General features: G+C 41.8%; 18 protein-coding genes. 14 read left to right on the plus strand and 4 right to left on the minus strand.

Translation table 11 applies throughout. The annotated features are described in order from the left end of the window. On the minus strand, positions 1 to 217 hold a 217-nt coding region (locus tag BLT15_RS11330; protein ID WP_200769761.1), incomplete at its 3' end, for a UPF0236 family transposase-like protein. Between the two features lie 312 nt (positions 218 to 529). Between BLT15_RS11330 and BLT15_RS11335 the strand changes: the two genes are divergently transcribed. The 4 genes from BLT15_RS11335 to zupT are packed head-to-tail and all read left to right on the plus strand — an operon-like array spanning position 530 to position 4,514. After that, the gene (locus tag BLT15_RS11335) at positions 530 to 1,543 is read left to right on the plus strand and encodes an acyl-CoA dehydratase activase-related protein (RefSeq protein ID WP_089761836.1); all 1,014 of its coding nucleotides are present in this window, start codon (positions 530 to 532) and stop codon (positions 1,541 to 1,543) included. Beyond that, positions 1,540 to 2,625, plus strand: a complete 1,086-nt coding sequence (locus BLT15_RS11340) for an acyl-CoA dehydratase activase-related protein (protein ID WP_089761838.1) — start codon at positions 1,540 to 1,542, stop codon at positions 2,623 to 2,625. The genes BLT15_RS11335 and BLT15_RS11340 overlap by 4 nt, the downstream gene beginning before the upstream one ends. Beyond that, a complete protein-coding gene (locus BLT15_RS11345) occupies positions 2,622 to 3,617 on the plus strand; it encodes an acyl-CoA dehydratase activase (RefSeq protein ID WP_089761841.1) in 996 nt (331 codons plus the stop codon). The genes BLT15_RS11340 and BLT15_RS11345 overlap by 4 nt, the downstream gene beginning before the upstream one ends. A gap of 45 nt (positions 3,618 to 3,662) precedes the next feature. Beyond that, positions 3,663 to 4,514 carry a zinc transporter ZupT gene (gene zupT, locus BLT15_RS11350; protein WP_089761843.1) on the plus strand — a complete coding sequence of 284 codons (852 nt, stop codon included), beginning with the start codon at positions 3,663 to 3,665 and terminating at the stop codon, positions 4,512 to 4,514. 181 nt (positions 4,515 to 4,695) lie between these two features. Here the strand turns inward: zupT and BLT15_RS11355 are convergent, their stop codons facing one another. Then, positions 4,696 to 5,829 (minus strand): aldo/keto reductase, encoded by a 1,134-nt coding sequence (locus BLT15_RS11355; protein ID WP_089761845.1) that lies wholly within the window; start codon positions 5,827 to 5,829, stop codon positions 4,696 to 4,698. 355 nt (positions 5,830 to 6,184) lie between these two features. Here BLT15_RS11355 and nifJ point away from each other — a divergent pair, with 355 nt between their 5' ends. Then, on the plus strand, positions 6,185 to 9,727 hold the full coding sequence (gene nifJ / locus BLT15_RS11360; protein ID WP_089761848.1) for a pyruvate:ferredoxin (flavodoxin) oxidoreductase: 3,543 nt from the start codon (positions 6,185 to 6,187) through the stop codon (positions 9,725 to 9,727). Between the two features lie 136 nt (positions 9,728 to 9,863). Then, entirely contained in the window at positions 9,864 to 10,445 is a 582-nt protein-coding gene (locus BLT15_RS11365; RefSeq protein ID WP_089761851.1) for a CPBP family glutamic-type intramembrane protease, read from the plus strand. 153 nt (positions 10,446 to 10,598) lie between these two features. On the opposite strand, the gene BLT15_RS11370 is transcribed toward BLT15_RS11365, so the two are convergent. Beyond that, positions 10,599 to 10,853 (minus strand): AbrB/MazE/SpoVT family DNA-binding domain-containing protein, encoded by a 255-nt coding sequence (locus tag BLT15_RS11370; protein WP_089761853.1) that lies wholly within the window; start codon positions 10,851 to 10,853, stop codon positions 10,599 to 10,601. A gap of 329 nt (positions 10,854 to 11,182) precedes the next feature. Here BLT15_RS11370 and BLT15_RS11375 point away from each other — a divergent pair, with 329 nt between their 5' ends. From BLT15_RS11375 to BLT15_RS11385, 3 genes are read left to right on the plus strand one after another with little or no spacing between them, the layout of a single operon-like run. After that, on the plus strand, positions 11,183 to 11,557 hold the full coding sequence (locus tag BLT15_RS11375; protein WP_089761855.1) for a response regulator: 375 nt from the start codon (positions 11,183 to 11,185) through the stop codon (positions 11,555 to 11,557). A 5-nt stretch (positions 11,558 to 11,562) separates the two neighbouring features. Next, on the plus strand, positions 11,563 to 13,572 hold the full coding sequence (locus BLT15_RS11380; RefSeq protein WP_089761858.1) for a chemotaxis protein CheA: 2,010 nt from the start codon (positions 11,563 to 11,565) through the stop codon (positions 13,570 to 13,572). 27 nt (positions 13,573 to 13,599) lie between these two features. Beyond that, a complete protein-coding gene (locus tag BLT15_RS11385; RefSeq protein ID WP_234985609.1) occupies positions 13,600 to 14,142 on the plus strand; it encodes a chemotaxis protein CheW in 543 nt (180 codons plus the stop codon). Positions 14,143 to 14,266: 124 nt separating this feature from the next. Here the strand turns inward: BLT15_RS11385 and gndA are convergent, their stop codons facing one another. Beyond that, the gene (gndA, locus tag BLT15_RS11390; RefSeq protein ID WP_089761860.1) at positions 14,267 to 15,712 is read right to left on the minus strand and encodes an NADP-dependent phosphogluconate dehydrogenase; all 1,446 of its coding nucleotides are present in this window, start codon (positions 15,710 to 15,712) and stop codon (positions 14,267 to 14,269) included. A gap of 222 nt (positions 15,713 to 15,934) precedes the next feature. On the opposite strand from gndA, the gene BLT15_RS11395 reads away from it, so the two are divergent. The 5 genes from BLT15_RS11395 (at position 15,935) to BLT15_RS11415 (ending at position 20,809) form a co-directional block, all read left to right on the plus strand. Next, entirely contained in the window at positions 15,935 to 16,561 is a 627-nt protein-coding gene (locus tag BLT15_RS11395) for a GntR family transcriptional regulator (protein WP_089761862.1), read from the plus strand. A gap of 137 nt (positions 16,562 to 16,698) precedes the next feature. Further along, a complete protein-coding gene (locus tag BLT15_RS11400) occupies positions 16,699 to 17,703 on the plus strand; it encodes a TRAP transporter substrate-binding protein (protein ID WP_089761864.1) in 1,005 nt (334 codons plus the stop codon). A gap of 123 nt (positions 17,704 to 17,826) precedes the next feature. Further along, positions 17,827 to 18,294, plus strand: coding sequence for a TRAP transporter small permease (locus tag BLT15_RS11405; RefSeq protein ID WP_159429931.1), 468 nt, complete (start codon positions 17,827 to 17,829; stop codon positions 18,292 to 18,294). Positions 18,295 to 18,310: 16 nt separating this feature from the next. Further along, positions 18,311 to 19,588 (plus strand): TRAP transporter large permease, encoded by a 1,278-nt coding sequence (locus BLT15_RS11410; RefSeq protein ID WP_089761869.1) that lies wholly within the window; start codon positions 18,311 to 18,313, stop codon positions 19,586 to 19,588. 84 nt (positions 19,589 to 19,672) lie between these two features. Continuing rightward, positions 19,673 to 20,809 (plus strand): pyridoxal-phosphate-dependent aminotransferase family protein, encoded by a 1,137-nt coding sequence (locus tag BLT15_RS11415; RefSeq protein WP_089761871.1) that lies wholly within the window; start codon positions 19,673 to 19,675, stop codon positions 20,807 to 20,809. Positions 20,810 to 20,844 lie beyond the last annotated feature (35 nt).

Here is a 20,844-nt window from a genome sequence, read left to right on the forward strand (position 1 = left end):
AAGTTATCTTTCCAAAAACAGTAACAATAGTTCTCTCTCTTATCCCTTTAACCTCAAGCCTTTCCCTGTCCCTTGTCTCCATTAAACGCTCATCAAACTCTTCAAGAACTTCCGCTAAAAGTTCTATGAATTTCCTGCGCAGTATCTTCAATAACTCTTCCTCCACACCCTTGAAAGTATCCTGACCATGTAGTACACTTAAAATGAGTTCAATCATTGGGTCTCACACTCCTTCTTTTTAGAGGTTGGTGTGTGAGACCCATTCTATATTTCTATACCATTTTCCTGCTTCTACCCACAAAAATAAAACTCAGAGATAATCGAATGATCGACAGCTTAAAAAAGATAGATTGATTTGTTGATGGGCTCCAATCTATGATAGAATTAATTCGAATCCTGCCGAAATATTCGATCACTATGTAAAGCGTTTAATTTGACAAAACCGGGGCAATAAAGTAACATTAAATTGAATATGCCCGGTAATTGAATTTAGTTTATATATAAATATCAGGAGGTTTATAATAGAATTATGAAGATCGGTATACCACAATCCCTGCTCTATTTTTATTACTTCCCTTTCTGGGAAGAGCTTTTTACTGAGCTTGGGCAGGAGGTTATTGTTTCTGAACCCAACAACGAGCAGATCATGAATAAAGGAGTAAAATATTCTATTTCTGAGATTTGTGTTCCCATGAAAACTTTTGTAGGACAGGTGCTGGAACTGGCTGAACAGGGGGTTGATAAAATATATGTGCCCAGGATAAGATCAATTCAGGAAGGGGTAACACTCTGTCCTAAATTTCTGGGCCTGCCGGATATGATCATAAACTCACTCGATATAGAAGAAGAAAAAATTTTGGTAAATACAATAGAACAGGACAGCGATAATATTTCGGATATAGAAGACTATGAGGTCTTCCTGGATGAATTTGATATAACCCGTACCCAGCTTCAGGAGGCCTTATCGGGTGCCAGTGAACGCTGGCAGGAATTCCGCAGGCATCATAAAAAGGGCTTTGCCAGCGACATTCTGCTTTCCGACCGGGAAAGAAGCCTGGAAAGCAGCGATCTTACCATCGGGCTGCTGGGCTATGTCTACAACATATATGATAAATTTGTCAATATGGACTTGCTGGGTAAGCTCCGAGATATGGATGTCAATGTAATAACCTTTGAGATGATCGATGATGAAGTTATCCAAAAAGAGGCCAGAAAAGTTGAAAAGCGCATGTTCTGGGAATTTACAAACAAACTTCTGGGAGCGGGTTATCATTTTTTAAAGTCAGATGAAATAGATGGGATAATCCACGTGACTGCTTTCGGCTGTGGTCCTGATTCTCTTCTGGGGCCCTTTCTGGATATAGACTCAGATAATTATGATAAACCCTTTATGACTTTGAGGATCGATGAGCAGACTGGAGAAAGCCATCTGGTCACCAGGGTCGAAGCTTTTGTGGATTTGCTGCGTCTGAAGAAGAAAAAATCAAAACGAGGCCGAAAAAACAGTAAAAACGAGGCAATTGGAGAGAGTGAAAGAGTATGAAAATTAGCTTTCCTTATATGGAATCACCTGTGGTTTATTATAAAATTTTCGAGCTTCTCGGGCATGATGTGGTGAAGCCGCCCCGGCCCACCCAAAAAACTTTCAGCCTGGGAGTAAAATATGCTCCTGAATTTGCCTGTTTTCCTCTCAAGGTGACACTGGGCAACATGATAGAGCTGGAGGAAATGGGGGTAGACAAAATAATAACCAGCGGGGGTTATGGACCCTGTCGTGCCGGTTATTATGGGCCGGTTCAGCAGAAAATTTTGGATGATATCGGAATCGATATCGATATCGTGGTATTCGAACAGGTTCGCGGTGATTGGAAGGATTTTCTGGAGAATGTTCGTCTGCTGAAGAAGAACACAAATATATTCAACCTGATTCGTTCGGTCTATATTGGCTACAGGCTGGCTCACTCCATGGACAGAATATTAAAATTGCTCCATAAAAGAAGAGCTCATGCTTATGATAAGCGGGCTATGAGTGAATTGTGGGATGAAATTCAGAATAAATTTCTGGAGGTAGAATCAGTCAGAGATGTCAGCAGAGTGGAAAAATGGGCCAGGCAGCAGATAGAAAATCAGAAAAAGGCTATACCGGCAGAACAGGACAAACTCAAGGTGGGAGTAGTCGGTGAGATTTATGTGGTTATGGAAGGATCGACGAATAATTTCATCGAAGAATTGTTAAACGAAATGGGGGTTGAAGTGGAAAGATCTCATTATCTTTCCGAATATATAGATAGTCACATGATCCCCTGGAAGAAAAAAGAATACGAGCATATTCTGGAGAAAGGCGAAAGATACCTCAAGCATGTCATTGGTGGACATGCCAAGCGCTCAATAGGTCATATAATTGATTATAAGCAGCGAGGTTTTGATGGGGTGGTGCATTTAAAACCTTTCGGCTGTCTTCCGGAAGTAGTCTCACAGAGCATGATGGACAGCATTTCTGAAGATCTTGATATACCCATCCTCTCGCTGTCGATTGACGAGCAGACAGCTAAGGCGCACATGAAAACAAGGCTGGAGGCTTTTATGGACCTGATCAAGCAGAAGAAAGAGGAGGAAATAGCATGAAAGACCTTTTTCTAGGGGTAGATATAGGTTCTGTAAGTATAAATATTGTTGGCATAGACGCTGATAAAAACATTCAGTTCAAACTTTATGAAAGAAATCCCGGGCAGCCGGTGGAAGTAGTTAAAGATGGTTTGATGCAGCTAAATAAAGAGCTGAAAGAAGAATATGAGGTAGCTGGGGTCGGTGTGACCGGCAGCGGTAGACAGCTTATAGGTTATATTCTGGGAGCGGATATTGTAAAGAACGAGATCACCGCTCATGCGACTGCAACAATAGACCAGGTGCCCAAAGTGGGAACTATCTTTGAAATTGGCGGTCAGGATTCCAAGCTGACAATAGTGGAAAACGGCATAGTTACCGATTTTGCCATGAACACTGTATGTGCAGCCGGCACCGGTTCTTTTTTAGATCATCAGGCTGACAGGCTGGGTGTGGAGATTGAAGAATTCGGTGAACTGGCTCTGAAAGCTGATAAAGATGTGCGCATAGCCGGAAGATGTACGGTGTTTGCCGAATCGGATATGATTTCCAAGCAGCAGTTCGGATTTACCAAGCCAGAAATTATAAACGGACTTTGTGAGGCGCTGGTACGCAATTATATGAATAATCTGGTTAGAGGCAAGGAGCTTCCTCCTAAATATGTTTTTCAGGGTGGCGTTGCAGCCAATGTGGGAATTAAGACGGCTATCGAGAATGAAATTGATAGCGAGGTAATCATTCCCGAAAATTACGATGTCATGGGGGCTATAGGTATAGCAATGCTGGCCCGGGAAGAAATAATGTTTTCAGATAAAACAACCAGCTTCAAAGGTTTTTCACTGGCACATGATAATTTTGAAACCACAAGCTTTATATGCGGCGATTGTGCCAATGAATGTGAGGTTATAAGAGTCAAGGCCAATAATAAAACCATAGCTATGACCGGAGATAGGTGTGGTAAATGGGAGGAAAACCCCCGGGATCTGGATGATAGAAGTGAAAATTTGGCTTAAGCCGGCCTGGATTATTTGGCTTTTGAGCAGGGGGGATATAAAATAATGGAAAATCTGCTTCTGGCCTTTTTATTAACTCTCTTCGCCGGTCTTTCCACCGGGTTTGGAAGTATCTTTGCTTTTTTTACCAAAAAGACAGACCTGCAGTTTCTGGCCACCGCTTTGAGTTTTTCGGCCGGGGTAATGATTTTTATTTCTTTTGTGGAACTCTTTGAAGAGGCCAGAGAGGAATTAACCGCTTATTTTGCCGGTGATACCGGTTTTACCGTTGCGGTAGCTGCATTTTTCGCGGGAGTATTTTTGATCATGATAGTTGATATGCTGGTGCCGGAGCGGGATAATCCTCATCATGCGCTTGATCAGGAAGAGATCGAGTCGGCAAGGGAAAAACAGGAGGTTTCTGACTCTTCAGATATAGAGAGCCTGAGAGCAGAGGATCAGCAGGAGCTGGAGAGAGTGGGGTTGATGTCGGCTGCTGCGATAGCTATACATAACTTTCCCGAAGGACTTGTAACTTTTGTAGCTACACTGGCAGATCCCGCCCTGGGCATTACTATAGCTATAGCCATAGCCCTACATAATATTCCGGAAGGAATCGCTGTGGCAATTCCTATTTTTTATTCCACTGGCAGCCGCCTGAAAGCAGTGCTTTATTCATTTGCTGCGGGTACAGCTGAACCCGCCGGTGCCCTTCTGGGTTATTTTGTTTTCCGAGAGTTCTTTGATGAATTGACCTTCGGGATAATATTTGCATTTGTTGCCGGGATTATGGTTTTTATCTCTATAGATGAGCTGCTGCCAACCGCCAATGAGTATGGAGGAGAAGGTCATCAGGAAATTTATGCCTTCATCGGCGGAATGGCCATCATGGCTGTAACATTAATATTTGTAGGGTAGAATACTTATTAAGGATCTTCTTGTCTTAAGTTGGTAAATAGGGGACACTATTTTTTGGCCATGGATTTAACCTGAGTTTCGAAAAATTTCGAGTATCACTTTGCTTTATATCTTTCAGCCATTATTGTCATGATAGTGATCTTATACGATATCTATCAACTTATACAAGGAAGATTCCTTATCAAAAATAGTTTTCTACTCTTTTCATCAGCTCTGATACAGGTAGATCTTGGGGGCACTCACCCTCACAACGCTGGCATTTTATACAGGCATCTGCTCTCCTATCTTCATCGATATCATAATATTCTTCTTTCATATTTTGAAAACCATCATAAATGTGAGCATTATTGTACAGATCCAGAATTTTGGGTATTCTAACTCCTTCTGGACAGGGAGTGCAGTAGCTGCAGCCGGTGCAGTCTACCGGAGAAATTTTTTTGAACTCTGCTGCGGCTTTATTTATCAGTTCTGTTTCGTTTTGAGGAAGGCTACCCGGCCCTGTTCGGGCAGCTGTGGCGACATTTTCTTTTACTTCCTCAATATTATTCATGCCGCTCAGTACAACAGCAATTCGTTCATCCTGCCATAGCCATTCAAGAGCTCTGGCTGCAGGAGAAATATCTCGAGAGCTTTTTTCCCAAATTTTTTCTACTGCCCTGGGGGGCTTCCGGGCTAAAAGCCCGCCTCTAAGGGGTTCCATGATAACGACATCAAGATCCTGACGCCAGGCATAATCAAGTCCTTTTTCACCGGCCTGATACTTTCTATCCAGATAATTATATTGAATCTGGCAGAAATCCCAGGCAGGAAAAGAATCAATGATTTTTTTGAAGGCGGGAAAGTCATCGTGAAATGAAAAGCCCGGATGATTGATGAGCCCTTCTTCCTTCTTCTGCAGAAGCCAGTCGGTGATGCCGATATCGTAAAGTTTCTTCCAGCTTTTTTCTCTGAGAGAATGTAAAAGATAAAAATCTATATAATTTGTCTGCAGTTTTTTGAGCTGCTGCTGCAGGAAATAATCCAGGTCATCTTTGCTTTTTACCAGTGGGGTGGGGAGTTTGGTGGCCAGATAAATATCATTTCTTGCATCTCTGCTCTGCAGATAACTTCCGAGAAAATTTTCGCTTTCTCCTCGATGATAAAACCAGGCGGTGTCGAGATAGTTAACTCCGTTTTCCAGAGCGTAATCGAGCATTTCAGCGGCCTTTTCTGTTTTAATTCGGTCCGGCCTGTCATCCGCTGCTGGAAGCCTCATGCAGCCAAAACCCAGAGACGAAACCTTTTTTTCAGAGTTTTTCATCCTGCGGTAATTCATTGATTGTCCCTCCAGATGTTTATAAATTTATTGGTTGCTTCTCCAGAACCGCTGGTGATATTTTTTACAAATTTTATTGCTTTTTCTTCTTTAATTAATTATAATCAGTAAAGGCTTTTTAATCAAATGGTTTAACCTTTAACATTGCATTCAACCGAAATTATAGGAGGTGATTTTTAATCAGGTAATCAAAGATTTATTCTAAATTTTTTTTGTTAAATTTGACAGGAAAAAGAAACTGATCTATAATTTATACTAGGTGCATCTATATCAGCGGACTCAAGTGTGATTAAAGACACATGAGAGTTTCACATAAAAGGTTCACATCATTAATCTATCTAGGAGGCAAAATGAAATGACAAAAATGAAATCGATGGATGGCAATACCGCTGCTGCCCACGTGGCCTACGCCTTTACTGATGTAGCAGCTATCTATCCTATCACCCCGTCCTCCCCTATGGCAGAAATGGTTGATGAATGGAGTGCTTATGGGCGCAAAAATATTTTTGACCAGGAAGTAAGACTGACGGAGATGCAGTCTGAAGGAGGGGCGGCCGGGGCAGTGCATGGATCTCTGGCCACAGGCGCTTTAACTACTACCTTTACCGCCTCTCAGGGTCTGCTTTTGATGCTCCCCAATATTTATAAACTGGCCGGCGAACAGCTGCCCGGTGTTTTTCATGTCAGCGCCAGAACAGTTGCCACCCACGCTCTTTCAATATACGGAGATCACTCCGATGTAATGGCCTGCCGCCAGACAGGTGCAGGTATGCTGGCTTCTGGTGGTGTTCAGGAAGTTATGGACATGGCTGGAGTGGCTCATATGGCAGCAATTGAGTCGAGTCTGCCCTTCATTCACTTCTTCGATGGCTTTAGAACCTCACATGAGATTCAAAAGATTGAGGTACTCGAGTACGACCAGCTTGCTGAACTTTTTGATGAAGAAGCCGCTCAGGAATTTCGTGAAAATTCCATGTGCCCTGAAGATCCGGTAACCAGGGGAACAGCTCAGGGGCCGGATATATTTTTCCAGGCCCGGGAGGCAGTCAATCCATATTATGAGAGAACTCCTGAGATAGTCGCTGACTGCATGGAAAGGATCAGTGAAGTTACAGGTCGAGAATATCACCCTTATAATTATTACGGACCGGAGGATGCCGAGCACGTGATTGTAGCGATGGGATCGGTAACTTCCACCATAAAAGAAACTATAGATTATCTGCGCGGCAAGGGAGAAAAAGTAGGCCTGATAAATGTTCATATGTACAGACCCTTCTCCAGAGAGTACTTCCTCCAATCACTCCCGGACAGCGTGGAAAGAATAGCAACTCTTGATCGCACCAAAGAGCCCGGAGCTGAAGGAGAGCCGCTTTATGAAGACATAAGAACTGTATTTTATGATCGCGAAGAGCAGCCTACGATAGTCGGAGGTCGCTACGGCCTCAGTTCTAAAGATACGAATCCTTCTCACATAAAATCTGTTTATAACAATCTCAAGCAGTCAGAACCCAAGGACGACTTCACCGTCGGCATCGAGGATGATGTAACCTACACTTCCCTGCCGGTTAAAGAGGATATAGACACCACTCCGGAAGGCACAACCCGCTGCAAATTCTGGGGTTTTGGTTCGGATGGTACGGTCAGCGCCAACAAAAATGCAATAAAGATTATCGGAAATAACACCGATCTTTATGCCCAGGGTTATTTCTCCTATGATGCTAAAAAATCGGGTGGTGTAACCGTTTCTCATCTCCGCTTTGGTGAAGAGGAGATTAATTCCACTTATCTTATCGAAGTCGCCGACTATGTGGCCTGTCACAATGAAGCTTACGTGGACAAATTCGATATGGTTTCAGACCTCAAGCAAGGAGGCACTTTTCTGCTTAACTGCACCTGGACCGAGGATGAACTCGATGAGAGGTTGCCTGCTGAGATGAAAAAATATATCGCTGAAAATGATATCGATTTCTATATCGTCAACGGCTACGAAATTGCCGAAGAAGTGGGCCTCGGCCGGCGAATTAACATGATTATGCAGACCTGCTTCTTCAAACTGGCTGAAATCATACCTATCGATGAAGCCATAGATTATTTGAAGGATGCTGTGGAAGAATCTTACGGTCATAAAGGTGAAAAAATTGTAGAGATGAACTTTGAAGCTATAGACCATTCCCTGGAAGGACTCGAAAAAGTTGATGTACCGGATGAATGGGCTGAAACCAGCAGCAGTGCAGCTGAAAAAGGAGAGGACAGGCCGGAGTTCATCGAAGAAGTCCTTGAACCCATTGCCAAACAGGAAGGCGATGACCTGCCGGTAAGTACTTTTGCCGGTAGAGAGAATGGCAGTTTCCCTCAGGGAGTTTCTAAATACGAAAAGCGCGGCATAGCTCTGCACGTACCTGATTGGAAAGAGGAAAACTGCATTCAGTGCAATCAATGCGCTTATGTATGTCCTCATTCGGTAATTCGTTCTTTCCTTCTTGATGATGAAGAGGCCGAAAATGCTCCTGAATCCCTGACAACCATAGATGCTCGTGGAAGAGGAATTGATGAATATCAGTATAGAATTCAGGTCAGTCCTCTTGATTGCACCGGCTGCGGAGTGTGTGTAAATACCTGTCCCGCGCCAGAAAAAGCACTGGAGATGGAAGATTACGCTGAAATGGTGGAAAAAGAGAAGGAGAACTGGGATTATATAGCTGAAAATGTCAGCTACAAAGAAGATGTTGTTGAACCTGATACAGTGAAAAACAGCCAGTTCCAGCAGCCTTTGCTTGAATTCCACGGGGCCTGCGCCGGCTGTGGCGAGACTGCTTACGCCAGACTGGTGACCCAGCTTTTCGGCGAAAGAATGCTGATTGCCAACGCTACCGGCTGTTCTTCTATCTGGGGCGGAACCGCTCCTTCTACAGTTTACACTACCAACGAAGAAGGCGAAGGACCGGCCTGGGCTAACTCCCTCTTTGAGGATAATGCCGAATACGGTTACGGCATGCATCTTGGCAATGAACAGCTGCGGGATAGAATAGAACAAAATATGCAAGCTGCTATCGATAAAGATGAAATATCGGGAGATTTAAAAGAGCTTTTCTCTGATTGGATTGAGCATAAAGATGATGGTGAAAAATCCTATGAGCTGGCCAAAAAGATCAGGCCAAAATTACAGGGAGTTAACGAAAGCGAACATGTGCAGGAGGTCAAAAAACTCCAGAAATACCTGACCAAAAGATCCCAATGGATCTTTGGCGGTGACGGCTGGGCTTATGATATTGGTTTTGGAGGCCTGGATCATGTGCTGGCAGAAGGCGAAGATGTAAATGTGATGATTTTTGACACCGAGGTATATTCGAACACGGGCGGTCAGTCTTCAAAAGCCACACCTACCGCCGCTGCTGCTAAATTTGCGGCTTCGGGTAAGGAAACAGCTAAAAAGGATCTTGGCCAGATGTTGATGACCTATGGATACATTTATGTGGCTCAGGTTGCTTTAGGAGCCGACATGAGTCAAACGCTCAAGGCTATCAGAGAAGCTGAAGCTTATGATGGGCCTTCTGTGGTTATAGCCTACTCGCCCTGCATCGCTCAGGGATTGAAAGAGGGCATGAGCAAAAGTGTCGAACAGCAGGAAAGAGCTGTGAAATCAGGTTACTGGCATCTATATCGATTCAATCCCGAACTCAGAAATACAGAAGAAAACCCCTTCTCCCTTGATTCTGATGAACCTACAGAGTCTCTGCAGGACTTCCTGATGAGCGAGGTAAGATTCACATCGCTCAAGCAGGAGTTTCCTGAAATAGCTGATGAACTATTTGAAAAAGCTGAAGAAGATGTTAGAGAGAGATATGAGACATACAGGAGGCTCGAAAAAAGCTTTGAGCCGGAGGCTCTGGATGCCTAAAAGCATTTGATCTTTGATTGAGGCGGGAAATGTTGGTTTAAGAAATATAATTGGGCGATGAATTAAATTGCCTGTATAGGGGAAGGCTCTCAGAGATGAGGGTCTTCCCTAAAATTTTTAAAGGAAGGGCAAAAATATGGCCGAAGAACAAAATCTTTCTCTGAAAACACTAATTCTGCTCCAAAGCGCTCTGGCTTTGGTCAGCTTCGTTATTATAAAGCTGGTCTTTGATCCGGGAATGGGGAAATTGTGGCTCTATCCCTCTTCGTTATATTACAACTTAGTGATGGGAGCAGCAGGAGCAATAATTCTGTATTTTCCCGCTTATCTGTATCTTCGTCATAAGAAAAAAGAACTTCTGCAGGCGGTAAGGCCTCTGCTGCCGATATGCCGCAGACCTATAGCTCTTCTGGCGGCAATAAGTTTTTTAGCCGGGTTGAGTGAAGAGCTGCTTTTTAGGGCTTTACTGCAGCGTCTGCTGGGAATCTGGCCGGCCTCAATCCTTTTTATGCTGGCTCATGCCGGTTTCTGGGCTGCGCCCCCCAGAACTCAGGCCAGGATGCTATTTGCACCTTTTTCTCTGGCGGCCGGGCTGCTGATGGGATTGCTTTTTCGGGAGGCTGGTTTAACTGCAGCTGTCACAGCCCATTTTCTTTATGATCTGGCAGCTTTTGTTATGCTGAAAAAAGAATTTATAGGTGTGGGCAGGCGAAAATAAGGCAAAAAACAAAAAAACGCCAGTTTTTACTGGCGCGGCGCTTAAAACGATTGAAATTTGTGATATTATTGTCCCGCTTCTTTTCCTCTGTAGAAATTGTCTATAAAATGTTAGTTTGTAGATTTCCAGCTTACCTTCGGAATTTTTAATTCTTTAAGAGCTGCCTTCTATATCTTTGAGTTTTTCTATGCATTTTTCACAGACATTCTTTCCTTTGTATGAGACTAGTTCATCAACACTTGAACAAAGAGTGCAACCGGGCTCATATTTTTTGAGAATGACGGTTTCATCTTCCACATAGATTTCCATAGGATCTTTCTTATCAATATTCAGAGTCTGTCTGAGCTCTTTTGGCAGAACTATTCTTCCCAGCTGGTCAACCCTTCTAACAATTCCAGTAGCCTTCATTATTTTATCGCCCCTTCAGAAATAATTATATTTTTTCCTGTTAATTTAATTATACCTTATATTTACTTTGTTATCAAGTATTAACCTGTAAAGAATTTTATAACACTGGATTTGGAGGGGGGACTTAAAAAACATCTTTAATTTGATTTAATTTAATGATCTTTGCAGGAATTGGGCCGGGGAAAAGAGAATCTTAAAACCACACGAAGTTATTAAAAGAGTACTGGGTTTACTCTGTCTGAGTTTAAATTTTGAGCAAATTCTGCTATTTAATTGATTAAATTGAGCGATTGCGCTGTCAAATTTGGATATTCGAGGGGGAAATTAAGTTGAGCAGAACAGTTCTGGTGACCGATGATGCGGCTTTTATGAGAATGACATTAAAGAACACACTTTCAGATGAGGGTTTTGAGGTAGTGGCGGAGGCGGAAAATGGAAAGGATGCCATCGAAAAATATAGAGAGCATAATCCGGACCTGGTGACTATGGATATAACGATGCCCGAGGTTGATGGTCTGGAAGCCACAAAAGAAATTTTGGCAGAGGATCCAGAGGCAAAAATCGTCATGGTGAGTGCTATGGGACAGCAGAAGATGGTGATTGAGGCTATAGAAGCTGGGGCTCAGGATTTTATAGTCAAGCCTTTTGATGACGCCAGGATAAAAGAAGCCGTCAATAAAGTTTTCAGCGGGAGCGAGGTGTAAAATAAATGGATGAAGAATACCTAAAAATGTTCTTCGATGAGGCAGAGGAGTATATCCAGAGCTTAAATGAGGACATATTGACGCTGGAGCAGGAACCTGATAATGAAGAAGTTATCAATTCAATATTCAGAGCTGCTCACTCTTTAAAAGGCATGGCAGCAACGATGGGATTCGACAGCCTGACCAATTTGACTCATAAGATGGAAAATGCTCTGGATTTGATAAGGAATGATGAACTTTATCTTGACACTGATCTTATAGATGCTCTTTTTGATGGAATTGACTTGATAAATGAACTGGTCGAAGACATCAAACGAAGCGGCGAGGAAGAGACGAACGTAGATGATTATGTTGAAAAGCTAAATGAGATGATAGAATCTCACAGGGGAGCACCCGTTTCCGGTGATAAGACATTAGCAGGATCATCTTCGGGAAAAGAATTGCCCGAGAAAGGAGCGGAAGAGCTGGAAATTTCTCTTGATAAAGACGATAGAAAAGAAATTTTTGAACACAGCAGTTCCGGTGATGAAATTCTTCAGATAGAGGTTAAATTTGATGAGGATAGCATGCTTCGCAGTGTTAGAGCTTACATGGTGCTTAAAAAAGCAGAAGAATTGGGATATCTGGTAAAATCAGAACCGGACAGAATGGCTATCGAAGATGATGATGTCGAAATAGAGGATAAATTATATCTGCTGATAATTTCCAGTCTGGGCAGAGAAGAGATTAAAGAAGAAATCCTTGATATCATTGAGATAGTTGAGGCGAATATCACTGCGCTTGATATAAACTTCGATGAATTTACCGAAGATGAAAAGAATAAAACCAGTGATTCTTCCGGGGGCAGCAGCGATTCCAAGATAGAGGTTTCACCGACGGTCAGGGTTGATATAGATAAGCTGGATAAACTTATGAATATGGTTGGGGAGCTGTTAATTAATAAGACTCAAATGGAAGATTTGAATATTGACAATGATGTTTACAAGGATATCATTCAGCAGCTCGATAGAGTTACTATGGAGCTTCACCATGTGGTTATGCAGATTCGCATGGTTCCTATCGGGGGAATTTTCAACAGATTTCCCAGGCTGGTAAGAGATCTTTCGCGTGATCTCGATAAAGAGGTGGATCTGAATATAGAAGGGGCCGATACTGAACTCGATAGGTCTATCATAGACGAACTGGCCGATCCGCTTGTTCATATAATCCGCAATGCTGTCGATCATGGCATTGAAAAACCCGATGTGCGAGAAGAGAAAGGCAAACCCAGAACGGGACAAATCGATCTTAGCGCTTATCAAAAAGGAAGCGAAATAGTTATAGAAATAGAAGATGATGGCCGCGGCTTAGACCCCGACGAAATAGCCGGTCAGGCTGTTGAGAAAGGACTGGTTTCTTCAGAAGAAGTTGAGACGCTCAGCGAAATGGAAAAGCTGGATTTTATCTTTTCTCCTGGCTTTTCAACCAGCGATGAAGCCAGCGAAGTTTCGGGCAGGGGAGTGGGCATGGATGTGGTCAAAAGAGTGGTAGAATCTCTCGATGGTCAGGTTTCTCTGGAATCAGAACCCGATCAGGGTACTCTCATTACGATCTCCCTTCCGTTAACGCTTGCTATCACCCAGGCTCTGATGGTAAAGATAGACAGAGAAACATTTGCCATACCGCTGGATGCCATAAGTGAAACTCTAACTATAGATCCTGCCGAGATAAAAACAGTTAGAGGGCAGGATGTGATCGTGCCTCGAGACACCACCATACCGGTCACCGAAGCGGCCAGGCAGCTCAATATAAATATAGATTTTGACCGATACAAAGAATGGGAAGAGATACCTGTTGTAACGGTAAATACAGGCAATAGAGTGGTTGGACTGATAATTGATGAATTTTTGAACCAGCAGGAAATAGTGGTTAAATCACTGGGAGAGTATCTGGGTAATGTTGAAAATATTAGCGGAGCTACAATTATAGGCGATGGCGATGTTGCCTTGATACTGGATGTGCGGGATATAGCCTAAGAATACAGTGCGAGGAGGTATGATCTAATGCCAGCAGAGACTGGATATAAAGATATGAAAGAGATGGAAGAGAAAGAAGCAAAAAATCGCAAGCAGTTTGTCACTTTTAAAATAGGTACAGAAAATTACGGTATATTGATCGAGCAGGTTAAGGAAATAATCAGGCCTAAAAGAATAACTCAGGTGCCCAACACTGAAGAATATGTTATAGGGGTAATAAATTTAAGAGGGCAGATAGTTCCAGTTCTAAATATCAAGAAAAAACTCAGGCTCGAGCAAGAAGTGGAAGATAGTGCTAGGGACATGCAAGAAGAAGATCGAATCATTACTGTTGAACTGGAAGATTCATTGATAGGAATAAAGGTTGATGAGGTTAACGAGGTTATCTGGCTGGGCGAGGACGTTATAGAGCCCCCTCCGGAGGTAGCAGGAGGTATAAGACAGGAATATCTGCAGGGAGTAGGAAGAATGGACGATGAGCTGCTGGTGCTGGTAGATCTTAAAGCGCTTCTTTTTGAGAAATTTGCCGGAGAGGGAAATGAAGAGAAATCCGGGCAGGAGGCGGAATAAAAAGTTCAAATACATTGAACCCGGCGCTTATTGAAAAAATTGAAATATGTGATTCATATTGCCTCCTGCGTTATTTTGAATTAGCAGGGGGTTATTATATTTATATTCAAATTAGTTTGGGTTATCACTGCCAGTCGCAGTGAAACGTTCCCGGTTTATCTTTCCTTTCAAACCCATGCTGGCCAAAATAATCACGCTGAGCCTGTATCAGGTTGGTGGGAAGATATTCTGTTTTAAGTGTATTTATATAATTTAATACTGCCTGCAGCCCGGGCTGGGGCAGCCCCGACTTTATACATAAACTGACGAATTCCAGGAGACTGCTGTAATTGTTTTTGAGCAGGCTCAGCTGATCTGAATGGATCAAAAAATCCTGCAGTGCAGGTTTTTTCTCATAAGCTTTTTCAATCTCTGACAGGATAGATGATCTGATAATGCAGCCTCTGGACCAGGTTCTGGCAGTATCGGGTATCTCTATTTCGTAGTTATATTTTTCGGATCCTATTTGCAATAATCTTATTCCTTCGGCATACGCTGTTCTCATGCCCAGCTGCAGTGAATTTCTGGCCTTGGAGATAAATTCTTTTTTATCGGAATCAATGGACTGCAGAACTGATTTATTTTGGACGGGTTTTTCCTTTTCGAACCGCCGGCTGAACTCATTTCTGGTATCGAGCTGGAGGGAAGTGATCCTGCTGTGGACAGCATTAGTTATGAGAAATAGAGGAACATTTAATTTCAGGCTCTCTTCTACACACCATCTCCCTGTCCCAGATTGTTCTGCCCTGTCAGATATCAGCTCCAGCAGCGGCATCTTTTTTTGGTCTGATGCATTAGATCTTTTCTCGAGTATATCGGCGGTGATTTCGCTTAAAAAAGCAGGCTCTTTTTCGTTCCACCTCCTGAAAATCCTGCTCATTTTTTTGTGAGATAGTTTGAGACCTTTTTTCATGACATAGTAGATATCTGCAATCATCTGCATAATAGCGTATTCTATGCCGTTGTGGACCATCTTGACAAAGTGTCCGCTGCCGCCCTGGCCAAAATAACTGTGGCAGGATCCGCTTTTTGAACTGGCGGAGATCTTTTCGAAAATATGCTCAGTGTCTGCAAAGGCGCTGCTATCCCCGCCCATCATTATAGAAGGGCCTTTTCTAGCTCCCTTTGCTCCCCCGCTGATACCTGCTCCTATATATCTTATGCCCTCCTGTTCCAGAGCTCTCTGGCGCCTGCTGGTTTCTTCATGGTTGGAATTGCCGCCGTCAATTATTATATCTTCAGTTGAGAGCAGCGGCAGGAGAGCCTCAATGATTTCCTCAACAGGTTCTCCGGCTCCCACCATGAGCATTATTCGCCGTGGTTTTTTGAGAGAGCTGCAGAGCTCATCCATATCCTGACAGAGCAGAAGATCTCCCGGCAAGTTTTGGCCGGCTATTTCTTCTCTGAGATTGTTTCTGGCCTGCTCGGATATGTCATAGGCTGAGACATCAATATCACTGGACAGAAGATTGTAGACAAGATTGGCTCCCATCGTGCCCAGACCTATTAACCCGAATTCTGATGCTGGCATATTTATACCCTCCTGTAGAGTTTTACAGGCAACTATAAAAAATTAACTGCCCACAAGAAATATATAATCAGCAAAAACATTATAACATAGAGATAAAAACGTTTCGAGACTTTAGCTTGACATAAAAAATCAAATGTTATAAAATTAAGATGAAGCTGATATATCACATATTTAATATCAGAGAAACGATTAAGTTTATAAACCAACAAAGGATGATTATTTATGATAGAGACCAAGAGTATTTCGGAACAGATCACAGAAATATTGAAGAAAAAAGTTCTTCGTCATGAATTTACTCCCGGTGAAAAAATTGATACCGATATGCTCGCTCAAAAGTTTGATGTAAGTGCTATGCCCGTAAGAGATGCTTTAAAAAAACTTGAAAATAGAGGATTGGTTACTAATAGAGAGCGGGTAGGATTTTTTGTCAGAAAGTTTGAGTTAGATGAAATCAGGGAGATTATTGAGGTGCGGATTATGTACGAGGGTTACTGTCTTGAAAAACATCTCAACAATATTGATTTTCAAGCACTCGAAAAATTGTATGAAGACATGAAGAACTTTAATAACGCAAACCGTAATGAATTCGACAATATTGATAAAAGTTTTCATAATTTAATCATAGAAGCTTCTCAAAATAATATTTTGATTGAAAGATACCGAAATATTGAGGATCTAATAGATCTTGTAAGACACCTTGATAGAGAACGTGAAAAGGATGCTATGTCTGAACATATAAAAGTGACTGAAAAAATACTTAACAAAGAACCTGAAAAGGCAAAAAGTTCCCTTGAAGAGCACATTATTAATGTGCGTGACGGTATAATTGGTGGTTACGAAGAACTATAAATATAGATCTGAGTTTCCTTATAAAATCCTAGGGGGGTGGATAAAACATTTTTTAAGGTCTATAAATTGATTTTTGAATCAAAGCTTTACTGTTTTTAATTAAAGAATCAAATTAAAAATCAGGGAGGGTAAAATTTATGATTGATCGCAGGTTATTTGTCCTAGCATTTACACTGATTGTAGGGCTTTCTTTAACTTTTTCAGCAGCCGCGGAAGCCGGAGAAACAATGAGAATAGCTCATTATTTTGCAGCTGACCATCCAACAAATGAAAGATTGGAGGGCATATTTAAAGAAACTGTTGAGGAAAATACCGACCATACTGTAGAGGTATATCCTGCCAATCAGCTGGGTTCTGAAGAAGAGTTTAGTGAAGGTGTTATGATGGGAGAAGTTGAAATGGCTGTAACAGGAAATATGTGGGAAATGTTCGATGAGAGTATTTCTTTTATCCAGCTGCCCTATGTATTTGTAAATATGGAACATGCTTATGACACTATGACTGGAGAACTTGGTGACCAGGTTTATGAAGAACTCTTTGAACCATTAGGAATCGAAGTTATGGGTTATTTTTCTCAGGGAGGCAGAGCTTTATCCAATAATGTAAGGCCAATTGAACATCCGGATGATACAGAAGGAATTACCATGAGAACATGGGAAGGCACTACAATTATAGAGATAATGGAGAGCTTTGGCTTTGATGTTACCGTTATGTCAATGGATGAGCTTTTTACCGCTCTGCAGCAGGGCGTTGTAGATGCTCAGGACAACCCTATATCAGCGACATATCATCAGGGCTGGTTTGAGGTTCTCGATTATGTATCCACAACCGAACACATAATTGCTCCCAATTACTTTGTGAGCAATCAAGAGTTCATGAACAATCTTCCTGATGAAGATCAACAGCTTATAAAGGAGACCGCTGCTGAAACCACCGCTAAAATTCATGAAGATATTATGGAAGAGGAAGAGGAAATAATAGAGACAGTCAAAGAAGATTATGATGTAGAATTTACAGACCCGGATGTAGAACCGTTCATGGAAACTACAGAGCATATGATAGAAGAATTCATTGAAGACTTTCCTGAAACTGAAGATCTGATTCGGGATATACAGGAAGCAGGCGAGGAATATATTGACTAAAACTTGTCAGCTTGTTATGTGCCGGGTCCGGGTTGTCCCCGGATCCGGACAATTTTAATCCATGAGGTGATCTTCTGAAATATGAAAATATATTTCAAATTTCTTGATGGTCTGGGATGGGTTATGGAAAAATTATTGATCATATTAATGATAGCCATGGTGGGGGTTGTATTTGCAAATATTGTTCTTCGTTTTGTAGGCAGACCTATTCGATGGGCAGACGAAGTCGCAAGGCTGGTTTTTGTGTGGATAGCATTTATAGGAATGTATGTCGGCTTTCGCCGCAAGGTTCATCCCAGTTTTACACTTCTTGTGAAAATTATTAACAACAAAAGCACCAAAGCCGGAAAATTTTTTAAATTACTTATTCAGCTTTCTATATTCTTTTTTCTAGCGATTATTACTTATGGAGGATATCTTTATATAGATCAGGCCTGGATACAGACAACAGCTGTTTTGAGAATATCTGTTGGGTGGAAATACATGGCAGCTCCCGTCGGCGGAATTTTAATGCTGCTGGAAGTTTTGCGGAATATCATGCTTCTGTTCACAAAAGAAAAAGCTGAGTTTGGACAGAAAATGTTCAAATAGTGGGTGATTAAATAAAATGGAAGCCTTGATAGTTTTTCTGTTATGTCTTTTATTAGTAATAGTGCTGGGAATACCAATAGGATTTGGGATCGGCTTAACAGCAGTAGCAGTGATGCATACTCTGGGAATGACCAATTTTAGAATCATTTCCCGCCGATTGATATCCGGTATAGATATTTATACTCTCCTTGCTATACCTTTCTTCATGCTGGCAGGGGAGATTATGAATCAGTCAGGGATAGTGAAAGATCTTTTGAAATTTTCCAGAGCGATTGTGGGCAAATTCACAGGAGGTCTGGCTCACGTCAATATTCTGGTTAGCATGCTGTTTGCCGGCCTGAGCGGCTCTTCAGTTGCTGATACTTCAGCAATCGGCTCGATTCTTATTCCCATGATGGATGAAGAAGGTTATGATACGCCTTTTTCTACAGCAATAACCTGTTCTTCTGCGCTGATTGGAGTTATAATTCCCCCCAGCATCCCCATGATAATAATTGGCGGAATTGCTCAGATTTCGATTATCAGATTATTTTTAGGAGGGGCTATTCCCGGGATTATAGTTGGACTGGCTCTTATGTTAATGGCCTATATCATAGCCAGAAAAAGAGGCTATCCGGTGGGAAGTGGTGTAAGTTTTCGGGAATTTATAGAGGTTTTTAAAAAGACTTTTTGGGCCCTTTTACTTCCTTTGATAATTCTTGGAGGAATCTTGAGTGGTATCTTTACTGCCACAGAAGCAGGGGCGGTTGCAGCTGTTTATGCGCTTTTGATTTCGTATTTTCTTTATGGAATGAAGTGGAACAAATATCCGGAAATTTTGTCAAATGCCGCAGTAAACACGGGTATAGTTATGCTGGTCTGCGGTACGGCCATGGCTCTTACCTGGTATCTCGCTACAGCGCAGGTGCCTCAATATTTAACCCACTTTATAACTGAATTTACTGAAAGCCCAATTGTATTTTTGCTACTTTTAAATTTAATGCTGTTTATAGTGGGTACTGTAATAGATCTGACACCGGCTTTATTTTTGCTTGTGCCGATATTACTGCCGGTTAGCAATCAGTTTGGGATTGATCCGGTTCATTTTGGAGTAATTATGGTAGCAAATCTTTCAGTGGGCCTGATTACTCCTCCAGTAGGAACTGTTCTTTATGTGGGAACATCTATTGGGGATATTTCCTTAGAACGACTTGTTAAAGCCCTTATACCAATGTATATAATTGTTTTTGCTGTAGTACTTTTAATTACCTACGTAACTCCTGCGGTGATGTGGCTTCCTTCTATCCTCAGTTGATTGCAGGCTGATAAATTAATATTCATTCAGACTCAGAAAATAAATAATTTATAATCTGGGTTAACAAATTTGGGGGGGATTTAAATGTCCGGGACTATAGATGAACTGCTTATGATACCCGGGCCCACTGATATTTCTGGTGAAGTTCTAAAGGAAATGTCGTCCAAAACTGTAGCTCATTATGGTGAAGACTGGACAGAGTATTATAATGAAACCAGATCTTTAATAAAAAACATTTTGCATACCGATAATGATCTATTTCTTTTTGTTGGCTCCGGTCATGCTGCTATCGATGCTTCTCTTGGCAGCCTGCTGGAAGAGGGAGATGAAGTTTTGGTGCTTAGCAACGGCATATTTGGTAATAAGCTGGCCCGAATTTCGAGATTGCATAAAGCTGAAGTTACAGTTCTTGAAAAAGAATGGGGAAAAGCTTTTAATCCGGGCAGGGTGGATAATTTTTTAAAGGAAAGTCAAAAGGATTTTAAAGCTATGCTTATGGTTGATGTGGAGACTTCTACAGGGATAAGAAATCCTGTGCGAGAGCTGGCTGAAGTTGCCCAAAAACATGATCTGATTTCATTTGTAGACGGAGTTTGTTCTATTGGAGTTGAAGAATTTTATATGGATGAATGGAATATCGATTTTTGTGTGACAGCTTCTCAGAAGGGACTTGGTGCTCCTCCTGGACTGGCAATAGTATGTCTTAATGATAGGATCTGGCAGGCGATTGATGATCGTAACAGTGAAATAAGAGGCTGGTATTTAAATTTGAAAATCATGAAGGAATTTGAAGAGAAGCAGAAAGGGTGGCAGCCCTATGGTATCACAATGGCAGTTCACAATGTTATGGCTCTCAAAAAAGCACTGGAATTGATCGAAAAAGAGGGATTAAAGAATCGAATCAAAAGACATAGAGAGTCAGCTGAATTTTTTCGAAAAAGCATTCGAGAACTTGGGCTTGAAGTGCTGGCCGAGGAAAAACACGCCTGCAGCGCTGTTACAGCAGTAAAAAATCCCGAAGGATTTGATTCTTCATTTATAATAGATAGATTGCAGGAAAATAATATAAGAATTGGCAACGGTTTGGGGGAATTTGCCGGAGATTATATCAGGGTTGGTCATATGAATCAGGGAGCTGCCCGGGTCAGTCTTTATCCAGTTATCTCTGTGCTCGAGGAAATATTAGAAAAAAGAAAAAAATCAAAAAACGGTATAGTGTAAAAGATAAAAAAATCTGCCTCATTTTTATCAAATAG

It is taken from the genome of Halarsenatibacter silvermanii, from assembly GCF_900103135.1.
GTDB classification, from domain to species: Bacteria; Bacillota; Halanaerobiia; order Halanaerobiales; family Halarsenatibacteraceae; genus Halarsenatibacter; species Halarsenatibacter silvermanii.

Coding starts and splice junctions, on each gene's coding strand:
- BLT15_RS11335 (WP_089761836.1), top strand. CDS start 530: ATGAAGATCGGTATACCACAATCCCTGCTCTATTTTTATTACTTCCCT.
- BLT15_RS11340 (WP_089761838.1), top strand. CDS start 1,540: ATGAAAATTAGCTTTCCTTATATGGAATCACCTGTGGTTTATTATAAA.
- BLT15_RS11345 (WP_089761841.1), top strand. CDS start 2,622: ATGAAAGACCTTTTTCTAGGGGTAGATATAGGTTCTGTAAGTATAAAT.
- zupT (WP_089761843.1), top strand. CDS start 3,663: ATGGAAAATCTGCTTCTGGCCTTTTTATTAACTCTCTTCGCCGGTCTT.
- BLT15_RS11355 (WP_089761845.1), bottom strand. CDS start 5,829: ATGAATTACCGCAGGATGAAAAACTCTGAAAAAAAGGTTTCGTCTCTG.
- nifJ (WP_089761848.1), top strand. CDS start 6,185: ATGACAAAAATGAAATCGATGGATGGCAATACCGCTGCTGCCCACGTG.
- BLT15_RS11365 (WP_089761851.1), top strand. CDS start 9,864: ATGGCCGAAGAACAAAATCTTTCTCTGAAAACACTAATTCTGCTCCAA.
- BLT15_RS11370 (WP_089761853.1), bottom strand. CDS start 10,853: ATGAAGGCTACTGGAATTGTTAGAAGGGTTGACCAGCTGGGAAGAATA.
- BLT15_RS11380 (WP_089761858.1), top strand. CDS start 11,563: ATGGATGAAGAATACCTAAAAATGTTCTTCGATGAGGCAGAGGAGTAT.
- BLT15_RS11385 (WP_234985609.1), top strand. CDS start 13,600: ATGCCAGCAGAGACTGGATATAAAGATATGAAAGAGATGGAAGAGAAA.
- gndA (WP_089761860.1), bottom strand. CDS start 15,712: ATGCCAGCATCAGAATTCGGGTTAATAGGTCTGGGCACGATGGGAGCC.
- BLT15_RS11395 (WP_089761862.1), top strand. CDS start 15,935: ATGATAGAGACCAAGAGTATTTCGGAACAGATCACAGAAATATTGAAG.
- BLT15_RS11400 (WP_089761864.1), top strand. CDS start 16,699: ATGATTGATCGCAGGTTATTTGTCCTAGCATTTACACTGATTGTAGGG.
- BLT15_RS11405 (WP_159429931.1), top strand. CDS start 17,827: ATGGAAAAATTATTGATCATATTAATGATAGCCATGGTGGGGGTTGTA.
- BLT15_RS11410 (WP_089761869.1), top strand. CDS start 18,311: ATGGAAGCCTTGATAGTTTTTCTGTTATGTCTTTTATTAGTAATAGTG.
- BLT15_RS11415 (WP_089761871.1), top strand. CDS start 19,673: ATGTCCGGGACTATAGATGAACTGCTTATGATACCCGGGCCCACTGAT.